Origin of the sequence: Niveibacterium terrae (genome assembly GCF_048213115.1) — a bacterium.
GTDB lineage: Bacteria > Pseudomonadota > Gammaproteobacteria > Burkholderiales > Rhodocyclaceae > Niveibacterium > Niveibacterium terrae.
Genome location: NZ_CP172404.1, coordinates 107,506 through 125,816 on the forward strand (window position 1 = coordinate 107,506; position 18,311 = coordinate 125,816).

General features: G+C 63.9%; 13 protein-coding genes. 1 reads left to right on the forward strand and 12 read right to left on the reverse strand.

All coding sequences use genetic code 11. The features are described from left to right. The first annotated feature begins 23 nt into the window (after positions 1 to 23). Positions 24 to 6,407: an Hpt domain-containing protein gene (locus ACHFB9_RS00480; protein WP_417069011.1), complete on the forward strand. Its 6,384-nt coding sequence runs from the start codon at positions 24 to 26 to the stop codon at positions 6,405 to 6,407. Here ACHFB9_RS00480 and ACHFB9_RS00485 read toward each other — a convergent pair. The 12 genes from ACHFB9_RS00485 to ACHFB9_RS00540 all read right to left on the reverse strand — a co-directional run bounded on the left by ACHFB9_RS00485 (position 6,397) and on the right by ACHFB9_RS00540 (position 18,203). Next, the gene (locus ACHFB9_RS00485; RefSeq protein ID WP_417069012.1) at positions 6,397 to 7,407 is read right to left on the reverse strand and encodes an AraC family transcriptional regulator; all 1,011 of its coding nucleotides are present in this window, start codon (positions 7,405 to 7,407) and stop codon (positions 6,397 to 6,399) included. The genes ACHFB9_RS00480 and ACHFB9_RS00485 overlap by 11 nt on opposite strands. Before the next feature lie 178 nt (positions 7,408 to 7,585). After that, the gene (locus ACHFB9_RS00490) at positions 7,586 to 8,137 is read right to left on the reverse strand and encodes an outer membrane beta-barrel protein (RefSeq protein WP_417069013.1); all 552 of its coding nucleotides are present in this window, start codon (positions 8,135 to 8,137) and stop codon (positions 7,586 to 7,588) included. A gap of 220 nt (positions 8,138 to 8,357) precedes the next feature. Continuing rightward, on the reverse strand, positions 8,358 to 9,299 hold the full coding sequence (lipA, locus tag ACHFB9_RS00495) for a lipoyl synthase (RefSeq protein ID WP_417069014.1): 942 nt from the start codon (positions 9,297 to 9,299) through the stop codon (positions 8,358 to 8,360). Between the two features lie 9 nt (positions 9,300 to 9,308). Next, positions 9,309 to 9,950: a lipoyl(octanoyl) transferase LipB gene (gene lipB, locus ACHFB9_RS00500; protein WP_417069015.1), complete on the reverse strand. Its 642-nt coding sequence runs from the start codon at positions 9,948 to 9,950 to the stop codon at positions 9,309 to 9,311. An 11-nt stretch (positions 9,951 to 9,961) separates the two neighbouring features. Further along, complete coding sequence (locus tag ACHFB9_RS00505; protein ID WP_417069016.1) at positions 9,962 to 10,225, reverse strand: YbeD family protein; 264 nt, start codon at positions 10,223 to 10,225, stop codon at positions 9,962 to 9,964. A 7-nt stretch (positions 10,226 to 10,232) separates the two neighbouring features. Further along, positions 10,233 to 11,378, reverse strand: a complete 1,146-nt coding sequence (locus ACHFB9_RS00510; protein ID WP_417069017.1) for a D-alanyl-D-alanine carboxypeptidase family protein — start codon at positions 11,376 to 11,378, stop codon at positions 10,233 to 10,235. A gap of 87 nt (positions 11,379 to 11,465) precedes the next feature. Then, positions 11,466 to 12,581: a septal ring lytic transglycosylase RlpA family protein gene (locus ACHFB9_RS00515; protein WP_417069018.1), complete on the reverse strand. Its 1,116-nt coding sequence runs from the start codon at positions 12,579 to 12,581 to the stop codon at positions 11,466 to 11,468. 10 nt (positions 12,582 to 12,591) lie between these two features. Next, on the reverse strand, positions 12,592 to 13,716 hold the full coding sequence (gene rodA, locus ACHFB9_RS00520; protein ID WP_417069019.1) for a rod shape-determining protein RodA: 1,125 nt from the start codon (positions 13,714 to 13,716) through the stop codon (positions 12,592 to 12,594). Further along, complete coding sequence (mrdA, locus tag ACHFB9_RS00525) at positions 13,716 to 15,596, reverse strand: penicillin-binding protein 2 (protein WP_417069020.1); 1,881 nt, start codon at positions 15,594 to 15,596, stop codon at positions 13,716 to 13,718. The genes rodA and mrdA overlap by 1 nt, the downstream gene beginning before the upstream one ends. Before the next feature lie 43 nt (positions 15,597 to 15,639). Continuing rightward, positions 15,640 to 16,161, reverse strand: a complete 522-nt coding sequence (gene mreD, locus ACHFB9_RS00530) for a rod shape-determining protein MreD (protein ID WP_417069021.1) — start codon at positions 16,159 to 16,161, stop codon at positions 15,640 to 15,642. A gap of 2 nt (positions 16,162 to 16,163) precedes the next feature. After that, the gene (gene mreC / locus ACHFB9_RS00535; RefSeq protein ID WP_417069022.1) at positions 16,164 to 17,102 is read right to left on the reverse strand and encodes a rod shape-determining protein MreC; all 939 of its coding nucleotides are present in this window, start codon (positions 17,100 to 17,102) and stop codon (positions 16,164 to 16,166) included. Positions 17,103 to 17,159: 57 nt separating this feature from the next. Continuing rightward, positions 17,160 to 18,203 carry a rod shape-determining protein gene (locus ACHFB9_RS00540; RefSeq protein WP_417069023.1) on the reverse strand — a complete coding sequence of 348 codons (1,044 nt, stop codon included), beginning with the start codon at positions 18,201 to 18,203 and terminating at the stop codon, positions 17,160 to 17,162. Positions 18,204 to 18,311 lie beyond the last annotated feature (108 nt).

An 18,311-nucleotide genomic window follows, 5' to 3' on the forward strand; every position in this document is an offset into this window, starting at 1 on the left:
ATCCGCAGGGAAAGACTCAGACGATGAATCCCGTCATGGAACTCGACATCGCACCGCTGAGCTGGGTGCGCGCAGAGATTGACGCCGCTTTGGCAAAGGCGCTGGAAGCTATCGAGAAGGCGATCGGTGGCGGCTCAGACAGCGAATCGCTGCGTTTCGCGCAGACCCATGTGCACCAGGTCCAGGGCGCTTTGGCCCTGGTCGGTCTGGACGGGGTGACCCAGTTCGCCGAAGCGACCGATGCGCTGCTCAGGGATCTGGCCGATGGCAAGCTTGCCTTCGACGATCCGGTGGCTGAACTGCTCCAGCGGGCGTTGATCGCGTTGGGCAACTACCTTGCCGAGATCCAGGAGGGTTCTCCCCACCAGCCTCTGCGGCTGTACCCGCTTTTCGCCGAACTGAGCGCGGCGCGCGGAGTCGATGCGCCGGCGAAGAGCGAGCTGTTCTTCCCTGATCTGGCTGCGCGGATCGCCGATATCGGCAACCCGATCGAAGTGGCGCCCGAGCGGGCCGCTCATGAGCTGAGGCTGCTGCGCGGCCGCTTCGAGAAGGGGTTGCTGGCCTGGCTGAGGACTCCGGCTGCGGATTCCGGTCCCAAGGAGATGCTGTCCGCGGTGGGGCGCATCGCCCAGCTCAATGCAGCGCCTTCGACGCGCGCGTTCTGGTGGGCTGCCATCGCCTTTTTCGAGGGGCTGGCCCAGCATGCGATCCCCTCCGATCGCGAAGCTCAACGGCTCTGTCGGCGCATCGATACCCAGATGCGGCGTTTGCTCGAAGGCTCGCTGGTCGTCGCCGAGCGCCTGGTGCGCGACGTGCTGTTCCATGTCGCAAATTCCCGGATCGCGACCGAGCACGCCCAAGCCGTGCGCAGCGCCTTCCGCCTGGACGCGTTGCTGCCGTCCGAAGAAGCGGGAAGAGTCGCCGAGACTCCGCTGGCGCCACTTCGACGCGGCTTGCGCGACGCGCTCGAAAACGCGAAAGAAGCCTGGAACCGCTTTATTGCCGGGGCTGCCATCGGTTTGCCGCAGATCCAGGAACAGCTCGCTGCGGCACGCTCGCCGCTGTCGACGCTGGGCATGCCTGATCTGCTGCGCCTGATCAACGCCATCGACAAGTGCGTGAGCTGGCTGCGCAAGGATCCGCTGCAATCGAACGATGAAGTTGCGATGGATGTCGCGACGGCCCTACTGGTCGCCGAGCGCGCCATCGATGCGGCGGGCGGAGAAGAGCTGCTCGCCAGGCAGGTCGAGATCCTCTCCGAGCGTCTTGCCTCATGGGAAGCGGGGAAAAACCCCGGTCCGCTGGACGATCAGATCTTTGGTGACGACTCGCGCCGGGCTCAGGAAAAGTTGTTCTTCAATCAGCTCGCCCGGGAGATCCTGACGACTCTGGGTCAGGTCGAGCAGACTCTGGATGCGTATTTCCGCAACCCGAAAGCGCAAAGCGAAACCCTGGCCGGGCTCTCCGGGCCACTCAAGCAACTCGAGGGCGCATTCGCGATGCTCGAAGAGCACGATGCGGCAACCCTGGTTCGCGAAAACGCGGCCCGCATTGCGCAGTTGCTCGAGACGGAAGACACCGAAACCTGCGAGAAGATCGCGCACGAACTCTCGGCCCTGGGCTTCTTCGTCGAGGCGTTGCGCCATGGGCCGGCGAATCTGGAACGTTTTCTCGTTCCCGAAGGGGGGGCTGTTGCCAGCGAGGAAGCTGCCACCGTCGAATCCGAAGTGAGGCAGCGCAGCCGCGAAGCCCAGCAGAAGCTCGAAGCGCTGTCTGCACAGCCTGCCGACGAGAAGCTGAAGGCCGAACTGAAGCAGAACCTTGAAACCCTGCGTGAAGATGCGGCACTGATCAACGATGCCCAGCTCGAAAAGCAGGCCCGCGAAGCGCTGTCGGCGCTGAAGACCGCAGAAGGGGCTGACAAGGTTAAAGAGGCGGTCTCGTCCCTGGCTCCGGCCGCCGTGCCTTCGGCCGAGGCCGCGCGCCTGGCCGAAGCGAGCGAAGAGCAGGTCGATGCGGAACTGCTCGAGATCTTCCTCGAAGAAGCGCACGAAGTTCTCGGCACGATCAGCACCAACCGCGAGACGTTGGAACGAACTCCGCACGATCACGAGAGCATCGTCACTGTCCGTCGGGGATTTCACACCTTCAAGGGCAGCTCGCGGATGGTCGGGCTGAATGATTTTTCGGAAGCGGCGAAAGCGGTCGAATTCGCGATGAACCGCTGGCTGCAGCAGGAACGCGACGCGGCACCGGAACTGCTCACGCTGGTCGACCATGCCGTCGTGCTGATCGGTGCCTGGGTGACCCAGCTCGAAGCGGGGGGGAGCACCTGGATGGATGCTTCGGCGCTGATCGCCGAAGCCGAGCGGATCAGCGCCTGGCTTGATTCGGGCGCCACGGAAAGCTTGCCGGTCGCGCCGGTCGAGACCGTGTCTGCAGTCGAAGTTCAGCCCGAAGAGCCTGAATCCGAGTCGGTGTTTACCGAAGCGGGCGCTGGGGCTGAGGCTGACGATCTCGTCGCTCTGGATCTCGAACTCGAAGGCGGCGACGTCGAACTTGACCAGCCTGGCTCTTCTGGTGAAGCTGCTCCCGAGCTGGAGACAGTGGATCTGACTTCAACTCTGCTTTCGCCTTTCTCCGAAGCGCAGGACGAGGCTGTTCTGGAAGCGAAGCCGGCTTTGCTGCCTCCGCTCGAAGAGTTGGGGGTCGAGTCTGCGGAGTCCGAAGAGACGGTGGATCTGACTTCCAGTCTGGTTGGTGGTGATGAGCTGGAAGCTTTGCTGTCCGGTCGCGAGCCCGCGGCTGAAGCCGAAGCGAAACCGGAAGCACCCGAGTTCCTGTTCGAGGAGCTGTCTTTGTCTGATGAAGACATGCTGCCCGATGAAAGCAGGGCGCTGCCCGAGGAAGAGCTCGATCTGACCGCGACGCTGCTGGCGCCGCTCGCCTTGCGCGACGCGCTCTACGGCGCGCCTGAAGAACCTGAAGAGGCGCCCGAGCCCGAGCTGCCCAGCCTCGATGTGCCCGAAGCCTTGTCCGTTGGCGAAGCGCCTCTTGCCGAAGCGCCCGCGGCAGCCGAGGAAGAGGCCGGCGAGGCGCCGGCTCTCGAAGACATCGTTCTCGAGGAAATCGAAACTCCCGAAGTCGCGACGCACGAAGCGGAAACCCTCGCCGAGTCCGTCTTCGAGACCGTAAGCAGCGAACTTCCTGCTCTCGAAGAGCCTTCCGAAGAGATTGAGGCCGAGACTCTGGCCGAGCTCGCAGCACTCGATCAAGCCGTCGAAGCGCGCGAAAGCGGAGAAGTTGTACTTGCCGGGATCGGCGGTGAAGAGGCTGAAGCGCCTGTCGAACTCGATGTGTCGCTGGAGCCGCCGCTCAACGAGCGCGAAGAGATGCTGGAATTCGAAGGCATCGATGCGGCGGAATCCGCCGAAGCGACCGAACTCGAGCTGAGTCCCGTCGGCGAGCCCGAGCTTGAACCCGAAGAGGAAGCCGAGGCGGACACGGTTCAGATCGGCGAGGTCAAGATCTCCCGGACGCTCTTCGAGCTCTACGTTGCGGAAGCTCGTCAGCACGCCGAAACGCTACACCAGGAACTGCCGCGCTTTGCCGCGAATCCCGTATTGGTTCCCGAGGAGCCGGTGATCCGCGCCGCCCATACGCTGGGCGGGATATCCGGAACAGCCCGGATCGAATCGATCCGGACTCTGGCCAAGGCGCTCGAACATGCGCTGGCCAGGCTTCATCTTGAAGACCAGGCACTGAATCCCGATCAGGCCGAGCTGGTCCGCGCGACCGGTGAGCGCCTGCAGGCGATGGTGGTCGAAGTCGCCGATCGGCAGATGCCGCTCAGCGTTCCCGAGTTGGTCGAGGAGCTGGAGCGGATGACCCGGCCGGCCGAGGTCGAGAGTGTTCAGACGCCCGTCGTCAGCGAATTTTTCCCGCCGAGCGAAGGCGAGGCCGAGGAATGGGCTGTCGAGCCGACCGCGGAGGCCGTCGCGGTCGCCGAGATGGATGCCGAAGCCGTTGAGCCGACCGAATCCGCGGAGCAGGTCGAGGCGCTAGAGCTGGCCGAAGCCGCCAGGCAGGCCGAGGCTGCTCCGGCACCTGAAAAAGCGCATGCCGCGGTTCGTGACGACCTCGACGAACAGCTTCTGCCGATCTTCTTTGAGGAAGCGGACGAACTGACTCACGAGCTCTCGGGCGCGGTGCGCGAACTTCGCGACGCTGATGCGGCAGGAACCGAAGAGTCGGCCAAGGCCGTCGCCCGCCTGCTGCACACGCTCAAGGGCAGTGCGCGAATGGCTGGCGCGATGACTCTGGGCGAATTCGTCCACGGCATCGAGAACAAGCTGCTGATCGCGCGGGACAACGCTGTCCCGGGCGCCCAGATCGCCGACGAACTCGATCAGGGTCTGGACCTCGCGGGCCAGATGATCGCGCGGATGCAGGCGGGTGAGCCCGCGACCCTTCCGGGCGCCGGGGAAGCCCCGGAGCAGGCGAGCGCCGAAACCGGTGCGCCGGTCGAAGCCGTGTCCGTCGCGGTCGCGGGCGTCGAGGAAGTCGACTCCTCGCTGAGCCAGCGCGCGATCCTGCGGGTGCGCTCGGAACTGGTCGACCGTTTCGTCAATGAGGCCGGGGAAATCGCGATCGCGCGCACCCGGATCGAAGGCGAACTGCGCACATTGCGTCGCTCGATGCTGGATCTGACCGAAAACGTGATCCGTCTGCGCAATCAGCTGCGCGAGATCGAAATCGCGGCCGAGACGCAGATGGTGGCGCGCAACGCGCTGGTCGAACAGAAGGACACGCAGTTCGACCCGCTCGAGATCGACCGCTTTACCCGCTTCCAGGAACTGACCCGGATGATGGCCGAGTCGGTCGGCGACGTGACGACGATCCAGCAGAACCTGCTGCGCAACCTCGACGCCGCGGATTCGTCGCTGCATGCCCAGGGCCGGCTCTCGCGCGATCTTCAGCAATCGCTGATGGGCGTGCGCATGGTGCCATTCGAAGAACAGGCTGAACGCCTCTATCGGGTTGTTCGGCAGACCGCGAAGGAACTGGGCAAGCGCGCCAACCTCGACATCCGCGGGGGGCAGATCGAAATCGACCGTTCGGTGCTCGACAAGATGACCGGGCCGATCGAGCACTTGCTGCGCAATGCTGTCGCCCACGGTCTGGAATCGCCGGAGGAGCGGCGGGCTGCAGGCAAGGAAGAGATCGGCCAGATCACGCTGACCGTGACTCAGCGTTCCAACGAAGTTGCGATGGAACTCGCCGACGACGGCAAGGGTTTGAACTACGAGGCGATCCGCTCGCGCGCCGAAGCGAACGGGATGATCGCTGCGGGCGACGTGATTTCGGAGTCCCGGCTGACCCAGATGATCTTCGAGCCTGGCTTCTCGACCGCCGAAAAGGTCTCCGAAGTTGCCGGCCGCGGCGTCGGCATGGACGTCGTCAAGAGTGCGACGATGGACGTCGGTGGACGGATCGAAGTGGCATCCGAGTCTGGACAGGGAACCCGTTTCATCGTTCACCTGCCGCTGACCCTGGCCGTGACCCAGGCTCTTCTGGTTCGGGCCGGAGAGCGCACTTACGCGATTCCGTCCAACATGGTCGAGCAGGTGCTCGAGCTGCGCCAGGCGGATTTCGAGGCGCTGCGCGAAAAAGGCTTTGTGGACTGGAAGGAAAAGCGCTATCCGCTCGGCTACCTGCCGCGCCTGCTTGGCGACACGCGTACCCAGCCGGTCGCCAGTCGCTTCCAGTGGGTGTTGCTGCTGCGCTCCGGCCCAGACATGATCGCGCTGCACGTCGATGAATTGCGCGGCAATCAGGAAGTCGTCGTCAAGAACGCAGGACCTCAGTTTACGCGTCTGCAGGGCTTCTCCGGTGCGACGGTGCTGCCGGACGGCGAGATCTCGCTGATCCTGAACCCGGTGGTGATGGCCGGAAGCTCGATCGCTTCGGTTTCGATGCTGGCGGGCGCGCAGGAACAGACCAGCGCTCAAGCCCCGTCGGTCGCTCCGGACATCCACTATGTGCCGACAGTGATGGTCGTCGACGATTCGCTGACCGTGCGCAAGATCACGTCCCGCCTGCTCGAACGCGAAGGCTACAACGTCGTGACGGCCAAGGACGGTGTCGATGCGCTTGAACAGCTGGTCGAGACGAAGCCGGACGTGATGCTGCTCGACATCGAGATGCCGCGTATGGATGGCTTCGAGCTGACGCGCAACATCCGGGGCGACGAGCGCCTGAAGTCCTTGCCGATCATCATGATCACGTCGCGTATGGCCGACAAGCACCGCAACTATGCGTTCGAGCTGGGCGTCAATGAGTACCTTGGCAAGCCCTACAACGAGCAGGATCTGCTCGGACGGATCAAGGAGCTGGTCAGGCGCTGAGCGCTTCTTCGCGCCAGGCGCTGGGAGATACTCCCTGCCAGCGCCTGAAAGCGCGCGTGAAGCTTGCCAGCTCCGCGAAGCCGAGCAGGAAAGCGATCTCGTGGATCGAGTGTCGGGAGCTCCTCAGATAGTCTTGGGCCAGCTCCTGACGCAGGTCTTCGAGCAGCTTTGCGAAGCTTTCACCGTGTTCGGCAAGGCGGCGCTGTAGCGTTCGCTCGCTCATCGCCAGCGCGCTGGCGACCGATTCCCGACTCAGAGTTCCCGATGAGAGCTGGGCGATCATGACTCGACGCGCGCGCGTGAGCACGTCGTCGCGGGCGTGGCGGGCAAGGTAGTCGGCGGCAATCTTCTCGGCCGCTAGAGCCAGCTCTGAATTGCCACCCGAGAGCTTCAGATCGAGCAGCGCGCAGGGTGCGGCAAGCGCGCACTCATCAGCCCCCCATTCCGGTTCGATGCCAAAGAATTCACTGATTTTTGCGACGGCTTCGGGTGCGGGCTTCGCGTGAGGCAGACGCACTGCGCTCGGGACGAAGCCCTCGCCGAGCAGAGCCCGGCACATCCTCAGCAGCGAAGCGGCCCGGGCATCGTAGGTGCGCGGGAGCGTGTATTCCCCCTCTGTGTGAAAAGCGAACCAGGCAAGGCCATCGCTTTCCCGATATGCGATCTGATCGACGGCATTGACGATGTGGAAATAGCGCACAAGTCGTCGTCCAGCTTCTCTGAGTGTGCCACTGGCCATCCATGCGAAGCCGAGTGCATGCAAGGTTGTCGGTTTGAACTGTCGGGCGACATCCAGGCCGAAGCAGGGGTCACACGAGCAGGCTTCGACGGCGGCGAGCCAGAAGGTGCGGGCGCTTTCAAGATCGATCCGGGCATTCGGGTCGGCGAGCAGGGCGGGAGACAGGCCCGCGGAAAGCGCGATCGCATTGGCATCGAGGCCGCGTTCGATCAGCGCCTGATGAACCAGCAGCATGACGCTGCTCAGCCAAGTGTCCTGCATGGCCATCCCCGTAAAGCGATAGCCTGATTCTAGGGGAAGCCTGTAGCGGGAGCGTTACGCGAAGCGGTCAAGATGTTGCAGGAAGAAAAGGCGGATGCCCGCTGGCGGGCATCCGCTCAATGAGGAGAGGCAGTTCGAAACTGCGCGGCTGCCGGGATGGCAGTCGCGAGGATTGCGCTTAGAAGTGGTAGTTCGCGCCCAGCGTGAAGGTCGTGCTGTCCTTCTTGTACTCGTAGCCGACGCCCGTGATTTCCGGCGCACCCAGGTACTGCGTGACTTCGGCACGCAGTCCGATGTTGCGGGTGGCCTGGTACTCGCCGCCGAGCGCGAGCTTGGCGACCGTGCCGCTGTGCGAGTAGTCGCCACCGCTCGCGAATTCGAGCTTGCGATCGACGAAAGCGAGACCGGCTTTGCCATAGATGTCGAAGGTCTTGGCAAGCGGATAGCGGGCGACCAGGTCGGCGCTCAGCGCGTAGCTCTTCAATTCCGACTGGCCTTCGATCTTGGCTTTGCCGAAGTTCTGGTAACCGGCTTCGACGCCGAAGTGACGATCGAAGTTGTAGCCGCCATAGAGACCCCAGGTGGTCGGGTTCTCGGTCTTGGTGCCGGCGCCGTTGATGTCCTGCTGCGAGGCGCCGACATTGGCGCCGGCATAGAAACCTTGTTCGGCGGCGAAAGCCGGAGCGGCGAGGAGGCTAGCGATGCTGGCAAGGATCAGGGTCTTTTTCATTTCGTGCTCCATTCTTGGGGTAAGTCGAAGCGGGTTGGGGGCTATGCGTTGCCTTGTTTCCCGGTCGACGACTGCATCCTAGGGCTCCGCCTTCGTCCCTGCTTGTCGCGGCGGGCCAGCCGTTTGGCCTTTCGGGACAGTGCCCTGGGCTCTGTGTAGCCAAAAGTAAAGCGGCGCCCGAAGGCGCCGCTTTTGGGAGAACAGACGTAAGCGGATGTATTCAGACCACACCGGCTGCTTGTTGATCCGCCCAGTACGAAGAGCGAACCATCGGAGCGCAGGCCGCATTCTTGAAGCCCATCTTCAGCGCTTCGGTCTCGAACATCTTGAAGGTGTCGGGATGGACGTAACGCAGCACCGGGAGGTGGCCGTCAGAGGGCTGGAGGTACTGACCGATCGTCAGCATCTCGACGCCGTGGGCGCGCAGATCACGCATTACTTCGAGGATCTCGTCGTCGGTCTCGCCGATCCCGACCATCAGGCCGGATTTGGTCGGAACCTGGGGGTGGCGTTCCTTGAAGCTCTTGAGCAGGGTCAGCGAGGTCTGGTAGTCCGCACCAGGGCGGGCGGCCTTGTAGAGGCGCGGTACGGTTTCGAGGTTGTGGTTCATTACGTCAGGAGGCGCTTGCTCGAAGATCTCCAGCGCGATGTCCTGCCGACCGCGGAAATCGGGCACCAGCACTTCGACCGTGGTGCTGGGCGAGGCGCTGCGGATTTCGCGGATGCACTCGACGAAGTGCTGGGCACCGCCGTCGCGCAGATCGTCGCGATCGACGGACGTGATCACGACGTAGCGCAAGCGCATTGCAGCGATCGTCTGCGCGAGGCTCTTCGGCTCCTCGGGATCCAGCGGGTTCGGGCGGCCGTGGCCGACGTCGCAGAACGGGCAGCGGCGGGTGCAGATGTCACCCATGATCATGAAGCTTGCCGTGCCCTTGCCGAAGCATTCATGGATGTTCGGACAGGAGGCTTCCTCGCAGACCGTGTGCAGACTGTGGCCGCGCAGCGAATCCTTGATCTCGTTGAAGCGTGAGATCTCCTCGCCGCTGCCCAGGCGGATCCGTATCCATTCCGGTTTGCGCAGTTTTTCGGCGGGAACGATCTTGATCGGGATGCGGGCGGTCTTCTCCGCGCCGCGCAGCTTTTTGCCGATTTCGGCCATGGTGTCCTTTCAGGCTGGGTGCAGTCCGTGATGAAGTTCGAGGCGCGCTGCCAGCGCGTCGGCAAGTTTGGCGTGGATGACGGGCAGAGGATCGGTGACGCCGAAGTCGCGAACCTGGACCGACTTCAGCCCGGCATAGCCACAGGGATTGATCGCGGAGAAGGGCGTCATGTCCATGTCGCAGTTCAGCGACAGGCCGTGATAGCTGCAGCCGCGCGAGATCTTCAGGCCCAGCGCGGAGATCTTCGCGTCTCCGACATAGACGCCGGGGGCGCCGTCGCGCAGATGGGCGGCGATGCCGTAGCCGGCCAGCACGTCGATCACGGACTGCTCGATCAGGCTGACCAGCTCCCTGACCTTGATCCGGCGTCGGGCGAGGTCGATCAGCAGATAGACGACGGCCTGGCCAGGCCCGTGATAGGTGATCTGACCGCCGCGGTCGATATGGATCAGTGGAATGCCTGTCTCGCGCAGCAGATGCTCGGGCTTTCCAGCCAGGCCCAGCGTGAAGACCGGCGGGTGCTCGACGAGCCACAGTTCGTCCGCCGTCGCGTCATCGCGCGCTGCCGTGAAGGCTTGCATGGCTCGCCAGGTCGGCTCGTAGTCGACATGGCCCAGGGTTTTGCGCAGCAGCGGGGGGGCGGAACTCATGCCGGCAACGCTCAGAGCACGACCTTGACCATAGGGTGGCTGGTCAGTGCGCGGTAGAGCGTGTCGAGCTGCTCGCGCGAAGTCGCCCGGATCGTACAGGTCAGGCTCAGATAGCGATTGCTGCTCGATGCGCGCATCTCGACCGCGCGCGCATCGAAGTCCGGTGCGTGGGTGCGGACGACGGCGACGATGGTCTCGGCGAAGTCGTCACGTCTCTCCCCCATCACCTTGATCGGGAAATCGCAGGGAAACTGCAGCAGCTCTTGTTCACTCATACCTGGCTCAGAGATTCTTGATCCACAGACGCAGCGCATCCCACAGGCGGCCAAAGAAGCCAGCTTGTTCAACCGTTTCGAGCGCAACGACGTTGTAGCTGCCCAGAGGCTTGCCTTCCAGAGTCACCTTCAGCGTGCCGAGCGCTGTGCCCTTCAGGATCGGAGCCTTGAGGGGCGAGCGGGTGGCGAGTTCAACCTTGATCTGCTTGGTCTCGCCCTGAGGAACCGACAGGATCAGGTCACGCGGGAAACCGATCGCGACTTCGTTCGTTTTGCCTTGCCAGACCTTGAGCTTCTGGACCGGGACGTTTGCGCTGTAGAGCTTGGCCGATTCCCAGGCCAGGAAACCGAAGTTCAACAGCTTCTGCGATTCGGTCGCGCGCACCGAGTCGGAGCTGGTGCCGGTCACGACCGAGATCAGGCGCCGTCCGCCGCGCTTTGCGGTCGAGACGAGGCAATAGCCGGCCGCTTCGGTGTGGCCGGTCTTCATGCCGTCGACGCTGGGGTCGATGAAGAGCAGGCGGTTGCGGTTGGGCTGGCGGATCTTGTTGTAGGTGAACTCTTTCTGCGAGTAGAAGTGAAAGTACTCGGGGAAGTCGCGGATGATCGCCGCCGACAGCAGGGACAGATCGCGCGGGCTCATGTAGTGGCCGTCGGCGGTCAGGCCGGTCGCGTTGCGGAACTGCGAGTTCTTCAGACCGAGCCGCTTCGCTTCCGCGTTCATCCGCGATACGAAGGCGGTCTCGGAACCCGCGATAAGTTCGGCCAGCGCGACGCAGGCATCGTTGCCGGACTGAACGATCATGCCCTGCACCAGTTCTTCAACCGAGACCGGCATGCCGGGCATGATGAACATCCGCGAACCGTCCAGGCTGGACTTGCGAGCGTTCTCGGACACCATGACCTGCTGGTTCATCGAAATCGTCTTCGCCTTCAGCGCCGAGAAAGTGACGTAGGCGGTCATCAGCTTGGTCAGCGAAGCCGGCTCGATCCGGTCGTCGGCGCCCTGATGGGTCAGGACTTGACCCGAACCGACGTCATAGAGCAGCCAGGCACGGGCAGCCAGAGCCGGAGGGGTGGGTTCGCCAGCATTGGCGAGCAGCGCAAAAGTCAGAAGGAAAACGGAGAGGCAAAGCGAGAGGATTCGTTTCATCGCGCGTTCTTTGATTTAGGGAATTGGAGCAGGAGGGATGCGCCAATTATACGCCCGGGGGATTGACCGCCCGGGGCGCAAAAAGGTTCAGTGTGTGACAACGAAAGGCTTCAGCCGCAACTGGTTGGCGATCAGTTCGGCGGCGCTTCTTGCTTCGCTGTCGCTCGCGAAGGGCCCGGCGTGCAGTCGGAAGCGGCCGTCCGACATCAGGATCAGCAGCCTGCTGGCGAGCCAGTCGACTTCATGCGCGACGAGGGAGCGGAAGCCGTTCGCGTTCTCCGCGCTCGCGAAAGCCCCCAGCTGCAGGAAGATGCCGCGCGGCCGGGTCGTATGCACCGGCTGCAGCCCACCGCTGGTGCTTGCGACGGCGCCGTCGGCCGCGCTCGCTACGGTGCTGACCGACTCGCTGGCCGGAGGCGCTGCCGGTCTGGGTGGAGTCTTGCGGACCACTACGGGACGTCGGGCCGGGCGCTGACGGATGGGCGGAATGTTGGCGGCGATCGTCTCGACGCCTTCGGGGATGATCTGCTCGACCTCGATCGTCGTCGATCCCATGTCCGAATAGCCGAGCTTGTAGGCGGCCGTGAAGGACAGATCCATCACCCGGTCGGCGATGAAGGGGCCCCGGTCGTTGATCCGGACGATCACCGAACGGCCATTCGCGACGTTCGTGACGCGCGCATAGCTCGGGATTGGCAGAGTCGGGTGGGCGGCCGTCATCCCGTACATGTCGTAGATCTCGCCGCTCGAAGTCGGCTGGCCGTGGAACTTCTTTCCGTACCACGACGCGACTCCGCGCGAGTGGTAGGGCTTGAGCGAGGTTTCCGGAACATAGTCCCGGCCGAGGACGTTATAGGGGCTGTTCGCGAATGGATTCAGAGCTTCGGCGCGGGGAACCGCGTCGGGAATCGCATCGAGGTCAGGCGGCGGGTTGTCACCCGGACCGTCGTCCTTGTAATAGGCGCCGCCGCGCTTCTGGACGATCTTCGCCGCGGTCCCGCTTTTCTGCCCCGGTATCGGCTTTGCCGTGACCGGTTCGCGGGTCAGTGGAGCGAGTTCTCCGCTCGCGCGTTGGGCTGGCCGGGTGACGACCGGCGCCGGCTTCGTCGTGCTCGCGCCGGGTCCCTGGGGCGAGCTTGCGCAGCCGGCCAGAAGAAGGCTGGCGAGGACCGCGGCGAAGGCGAAGGGGTGGTTCAGGGTCAATGGTCTTTCCTCATTGCTGCAGGAGCGGCTTGTGCCGGGCGATGCTCATCAGCATACCCAGTCCCAGACACAGCGTCACCAGCGCTGTTCCACCATAGCTGACCAGAGGCAAGGGTACGCCGACGACGGGAAGAATGCCTGTCACCATGCCCATGTTGACGAAAACATAGGTGAAGAAGGACATCGAGATCGCTCCGGCCAAGAGGCGCGAGAACTGGTTGGGGGCGCTGGCGGCGATCATCAGTCCGCGGTAGATCAGCAGCAGGAACACAGTCAACAGCCCGAGGTTGCCGACCAGACCCCACTCTTCGGAGATCACCGCGAAGACAAAGTCGGTGTGCCGCTCGGGGATGAACTCGAGCTGCGCCTGGGTGCCATTGCGCCAGCCCTTGCCGAGCACTCCACCCGAACCGACCGCGATCGTCGACTGAATCGTATGGAAACCTTTGCCGAGCGGGTCGGACGAAGGGTCGAGCAAGGTGCAGACGCGGTGCTTCTGGTAGTCCTTCATCCCCGGCCAGGCAACGTCAGGGTCGCAGATCTTGTCCTGGGACGAGATGATCGCGGCGACGCCGATGATGCCGGCGAGCATGACCGGAACGATCAGCTTCCACGACAAACCCGCGAAGAAGATCACGAAGAGGCCGGCCGAGAACACGAGGATCGCGGTGCCGAGGTCGGGCTGCTTTGCGATCAGGCCGACCGGGATCAGCAGCAGGACCAACGCGATGACGAAGTCGAAGGCCCTGAGCGCGCCTTCGCGCTGCTGGAAATACCAGGCCAGCATCAGCGGCATTGCGATCTTCAAGAGTTCCGAGGGCTGGATCCGTGTCACGCCGACGTGCAGCCAACGCCGCGCGCCCTTGGACACGTCGCCGAACAGCGCGACCGCGATCAGCAGCAACACGCCGATGACGTAGAGGGGAAGCGCGAACGATTGCAGCTTCTGCTGGGAGATGTTGGCGACGACCCAGGTGATCACGAGGCCGGTCAGCGTGTTGATCAGCTGCGACTGGATGCGCTCGGGGGAGGCGGAGAGCATCACGACGGTCGTGAAGCTGAGCAGAACCGCGAGAAGGATTCCCAGGAAGGGGTCGACCGGAGAGGCGATCCGGTGCCATAGCCTCTGCAACATCATTCTGCTCCCGGCTGCTCGGGAGCCACGCCCTTGGGCATCTTGCCGAGCAGATAGTAGTCGAGGATCTGGCGCGCGATCGGAGCTGCGGTTTCGGCGCCGAAACCACCGTTTTCGACCAACACGGCCAGCGCGATCTTCGGCGCATCGGCCGGAGCGAAGGCGATGAACAGCGCGTGGTCGCGATGGCGTTCATCGACCTTGTGCGCTTCGTACTTCGACCCCTTCAGCGAAAAGACCTGGGCCGTTCCGGTCTTGCCGGCCACCTCGTACTCGGCGCCTGCGAAGGCGCGCGAACCGGTGCCGTACTTCGTGACGCCGACCATCGCGTTGCGGATCACGGCGAGGTGTTCGGGCTTGAGCGGGATCGTCCGTACCGGCTGCGGGTCGATCATGCGCAGTTTGTTGGTGCGGGCGTCCTGGACATATTTGACCGCGTGCGGTCGGTACATGACGCCGTTGGCGCCCAGAGTGGCTGTGGCGTGGGCGAGCTGCAGCAGTGTGTAGCTGTTGTAGCCCTGGCCGATGCCGACCGAGACCGTCTCGCCGGCATACCATTTCTGCATCTCCCGCTTCTTGAAGCGCTTTCTCTTCCATTCCTGGGAGGGCAGTACTCCGGTCGACTCGCCGTGGAGATCGATTCCGGTGCGTTCGCCGAAACCAAACTGGCTCATGAAACGGGAGATCAGATCGATGCCCATCTCGTTGGCGAGCGAGTAGTAGTAGGTATCGCAGGACGCGACGATGGATTTGGCCATGTCGACGAGACCGTGGCCGCCCTTCTTGTCGTCGTTGAACCTGTGGCCACCAAACCAGAAATAGCCGGGATCGGAGATCGTCGCGGTCGCCGAGCGCTTGCCGGTCGTCAGCGCCGCCAGAGCCATATAGGGCTTGAAGGTCGATCCGGGCGGATAGGCCGAGTAGATGGCCCGGTGCAGCAGCGGATGGTCGGGAGAAGTGTTCAGCGCGTCCCAGTTCTGCGGGTCGATGCCGTCGACGAACAGGTTGGGGTCGAAAGTTGGCTTCGACACGAGAGCCAGCACGCCGCCAGAGCCCGGTTCGATCGCGACCAGTGCGCCGCGCCGTTCGCCGAAAGCCTCTTCGGCGATCTTCTGCAGCTTCATGTCCACGGTCAGCACCAGCTTGTTGCCGGGAATCGGCGGTACGCGCGACAGAGAACGCACCGCGCGTCCGCCCGAGTCGACCTCAATCTGCTCGAAGCCGGTCGTGCCGTGCAGGTCGTCTTCGTAGCTCTGCTCGATTCCGCTCTTGCCGATGTGCTCGGTGCCGCGATAGTTCGAGTTGCGATCCTCGTCCTCTTCGATCGCTTTCTTCTCGCGGTCGTTGATCCGGCCGATATAGCCGAGCAGATGGGAGGCAAGCTCGCCTTCCGGGTACTGGCGGAACAGCCTGGCCTTGATCTCAACGCCGGGGAAGCGGTAGCGCTGGGCGATGAAACGGGCGACCTCCTCGTCGCTGAGGCGATTGCGCAGCGGCAGGCTCTCGAAAGTCTTGCTCTCCTCGAGCAGCTTGTGGAAGCGCTTCCTGTCCTTGGGCTGGATATCGATTAGGGTGGCCAGTGCATCGATGGTCTCTTCGAGTTTGTGAACCTTCGAAGGCGTGATCTCGAGCGTGTAGGCGGAGTAGTTGCGCGCCATCACGACCCCGTTGCGGTCGACGATCAGGCCGCGGTTCGGAACGATCGGGACCAGCGAGATCCGGTTTTCCTCGGCACGGGTCGAGTAGTAGTCGTGACGCAAGACCTGCAGCCAGACGAAGCGTGCAACGAGCAGGCCGAAGCAGATGAACACGAAGAAACCCGCCCACATGACGCGGGCGCGGAAGCGCGAGATTTCCTGATCCGGGGTATTGAATTCCATGGGGCTCAGCCTGCCGATGATGCCGCGCCGTGGGCGATCGCGCTCACAGCGGCCGGTTCTCGTCGTGCTCTATCGGCTGCATCTGGGGCAGAAGCAGGATGTAGTGGATGGGGAACCAGAGCAGCGAAGTCGTGAACGCGGAGAAGAAGTAATCCCAGCCCGGGAAGTCGGCGCCGGCGATCAGGCGCACGATCAGCATCACGACCTGGGTCATCAGAAAGATCGGCACCATCTGCAAGGCCTGAGCGGCGGGCGGGAACCAGAGCAGGCGCCTGGCCATCGCGCCGCAGGTGAAGGCGAGCAGCACATAGGCCAGCGCGTGCTGGCCCATTGCCGAACCGTGACCGATGTCGGTCAGCACGCCCAGCACGAAAGCCGCGCCCATACTGACGCGCAGTGGTTCGCGTACGCACCAGAAAGCGAGCACGAGGGCGACGAAGTCCGGGATGCCGGGAATCTGGGGCACGGGAACGAAATTGAGTGTCAGCGCGACGATCAGGCTCAGCCACACCCAGCCCATGCGCACGGGAAGAAGGATACGGCTGGAACGATGGGGGGCTTGCATGCTCAGGGCTCCCTGGGGGCGCTGGCGGCTGCCCGGTTGGCGTGGCGGGGGGCTTTTTCCGGAACGGGTTCGGGTTCGTCGGCGACCGGGTTGGGGGGGGGCGCCGCAGCCCGACCGATCACCAGAACCGCGCCGCTCCTCTCGACCCCACCCAGAGGCTGGCACAGGAAGCGGGCGAAACCGCGGGCATCGTCGCGGCTGATCCGGACGACACGGGCGATCGGAAGATCGGGCAGATAGACCCCGTCCAGGCCCGAAGTCACGATCAGGTCTCCCGGCGCGACATCGGCATTGGAGGCGAGGTAGCGCAGTTCGAGCAGCCCGTTTCCGGCGCCGAACATCACGGCGCGCAGGCCGCTGCGCACGTCACGGACCGGGATTGCCTGTTCGCGGTCGGTCAGCAGCGTCACCTCCGACTGCAGCGAGAAGGTCCGGGTGACCTGGCCGATCACTCCGCGGCCGTCGATGACCGGAAGCCCAGCTTCGACGCCGTCGCGCTCTCCCCGGTCGATGATGACCCGGTGCGCGAAGGGGTCGCGGGCCGTGTACAGCACTTCGGCGGCGACGCTGCGTGCGTTCGTGCGTTCGCGCATACCCAGCAGTTCGCGGATCTGGCGGTTGTCCTGCTCCAGCGCGTCCTGACGCAGCAAGCGCTTGGCGTCCTGCAAGGCGCGGCGGCGCAGAGCCTGGTTTTCCTTCTGCAGCTGGTTCAGCGACGAGAAGTATTCCAGAGTCTGATGCGTCCAGTCGGCTGGGGTCGCCGCGGCGATCTGCAGCGGATAGCTCAGCACGGACAGGCCCTGGCGCAGCGTTTCCATGTAGCGGAAGCGCAGGTCGGCCACGAGCAGTCCGATGGACAGCACGAGGAAGAGCGTCAGCCGGGCTGCGGGAGGCAGGCCGCGCCGAAAGAATGGGGGAGGTTGATGGCCGACGACTGACATGATCGTGAACGGGGAAGGGAGAAGCGGCGCCTCTCCCTTCCCGAGCTGTTTCCCCGGTTATTCGCTGGCGAAAATGTTGCCGAGCTTGTCCATCTTCTCGAGCGCGAGGCCGGAGCCGCGCACGACGCAGGTCAAAGGATCGTCGGCAACGATGACCGGCAGGCCGGTCTCTTCCATCAGCAGGCGGTCGAGGTCGCGCAGCAGCGCGCCGCCACCGGTTAGAACCATGCCGCGTTCGGCGATGTCGGCGCCCAGTTCCGGAGGTGTCTGTTCGAGCGCGATCTTGACCGCCGAGACGATCGAGTTCAGCGGGTCGGTCAGCGCTTCGAGGATCTCGTTCGACGAGATCGTGAAGCTGCGCGGGATGCCCTCGGCCAGGTTGCGGCCCTTCACTTCCATCTCCTTGACTTCGGAGCCGGGGAAGGCCGAACCGATGTTCTTCTTGATGTTTTCGGCGGTGGTCTCGCCGATCAGCATGCCGTAGTTGCGGCGGATGTAGTTGACGATCGATTCGTCGAACTTGTCGCCGCCGACGCGGATCGAGCCCGAATAGACCATGCCGCCCAGCGCGATGACGCCGACTTCGGTCGTGCCGCCGCCGATGTCGACGACCATCGAACCGGTCGCGTCAGCCACCGGCAGGCCGGCACCGATTGCGGCGGCCATCGGTTCCTCGATCAGGAAGACCTGGGAGGCTCCGGCGCCCAGCGCCGACTCGCGAATCGCGCGGCGTTCGACCTGGGTCGAACCACAGGGCACGCAGATGATGATCCGCGGGCTGGGGGCGAACAGCGAAGAAGGATGAACCTTTTTGATGAACTGCTTGAGCATCTGCTCGGTGACCGTGAAGTCGGCGATCACACCGTCCTTCATCGGGCGGATCGCGGCGATGTTGCCCGGAGTCTTGCCCAGCATCTGCTTGGCCTGGGCGCCGACCGCTTGGATCGTCTTCTTCGCGTTGGGCCCGCCTTCGGTGCGGATGGCGACGACGGAAGGTTCATCGAGCACGATGCCTTTGCCGCGGACGTAGATCAGGGTGTTGGCGGTACCGAGGTCGATCGCGAGATCGTTCGAGAAATAGGAGCGCAGGGATCCGAACATTGGCAAAATTCCGTTTCAGGGGTTGGCCCCCGGGGTTGCGGGCGCGCCGCTGGGACGCGAAGGCGATTGCACCAAGTCTGCAATCGCCGAGGGCGAACAAGCTTACAG

Coding starts and splice junctions, on each gene's coding strand:
- ACHFB9_RS00480 (WP_417069011.1), top strand. CDS start 24: ATGAATCCCGTCATGGAACTCGACATCGCACCGCTGAGCTGGGTGCGC.
- ACHFB9_RS00485 (WP_417069012.1), bottom strand. CDS start 7,407: ATGCAGGACACTTGGCTGAGCAGCGTCATGCTGCTGGTTCATCAGGCG.
- ACHFB9_RS00490 (WP_417069013.1), bottom strand. CDS start 8,137: ATGAAAAAGACCCTGATCCTTGCCAGCATCGCTAGCCTCCTCGCCGCT.
- lipA (WP_417069014.1), bottom strand. CDS start 9,299: ATGGCCGAAATCGGCAAAAAGCTGCGCGGCGCGGAGAAGACCGCCCGC.
- lipB (WP_417069015.1), bottom strand. CDS start 9,950: ATGAGTTCCGCCCCCCCGCTGCTGCGCAAAACCCTGGGCCATGTCGAC.
- ACHFB9_RS00505 (WP_417069016.1), bottom strand. CDS start 10,225: ATGAGTGAACAAGAGCTGCTGCAGTTTCCCTGCGATTTCCCGATCAAG.
- ACHFB9_RS00510 (WP_417069017.1), bottom strand. CDS start 11,378: ATGAAACGAATCCTCTCGCTTTGCCTCTCCGTTTTCCTTCTGACTTTT.
- rodA (WP_417069019.1), bottom strand. CDS start 13,716: ATGTTGCAGAGGCTATGGCACCGGATCGCCTCTCCGGTCGACCCCTTC.
- mrdA (WP_417069020.1), bottom strand. CDS start 15,596: ATGGAATTCAATACCCCGGATCAGGAAATCTCGCGCTTCCGCGCCCGC.
- mreD (WP_417069021.1), bottom strand. CDS start 16,161: ATGCAAGCCCCCCATCGTTCCAGCCGTATCCTTCTTCCCGTGCGCATG.
- mreC (WP_417069022.1), bottom strand. CDS start 17,102: ATGTCAGTCGTCGGCCATCAACCTCCCCCATTCTTTCGGCGCGGCCTG.
- ACHFB9_RS00540 (WP_417069023.1), bottom strand. CDS start 18,203: ATGTTCGGATCCCTGCGCTCCTATTTCTCGAACGATCTCGCGATCGAC.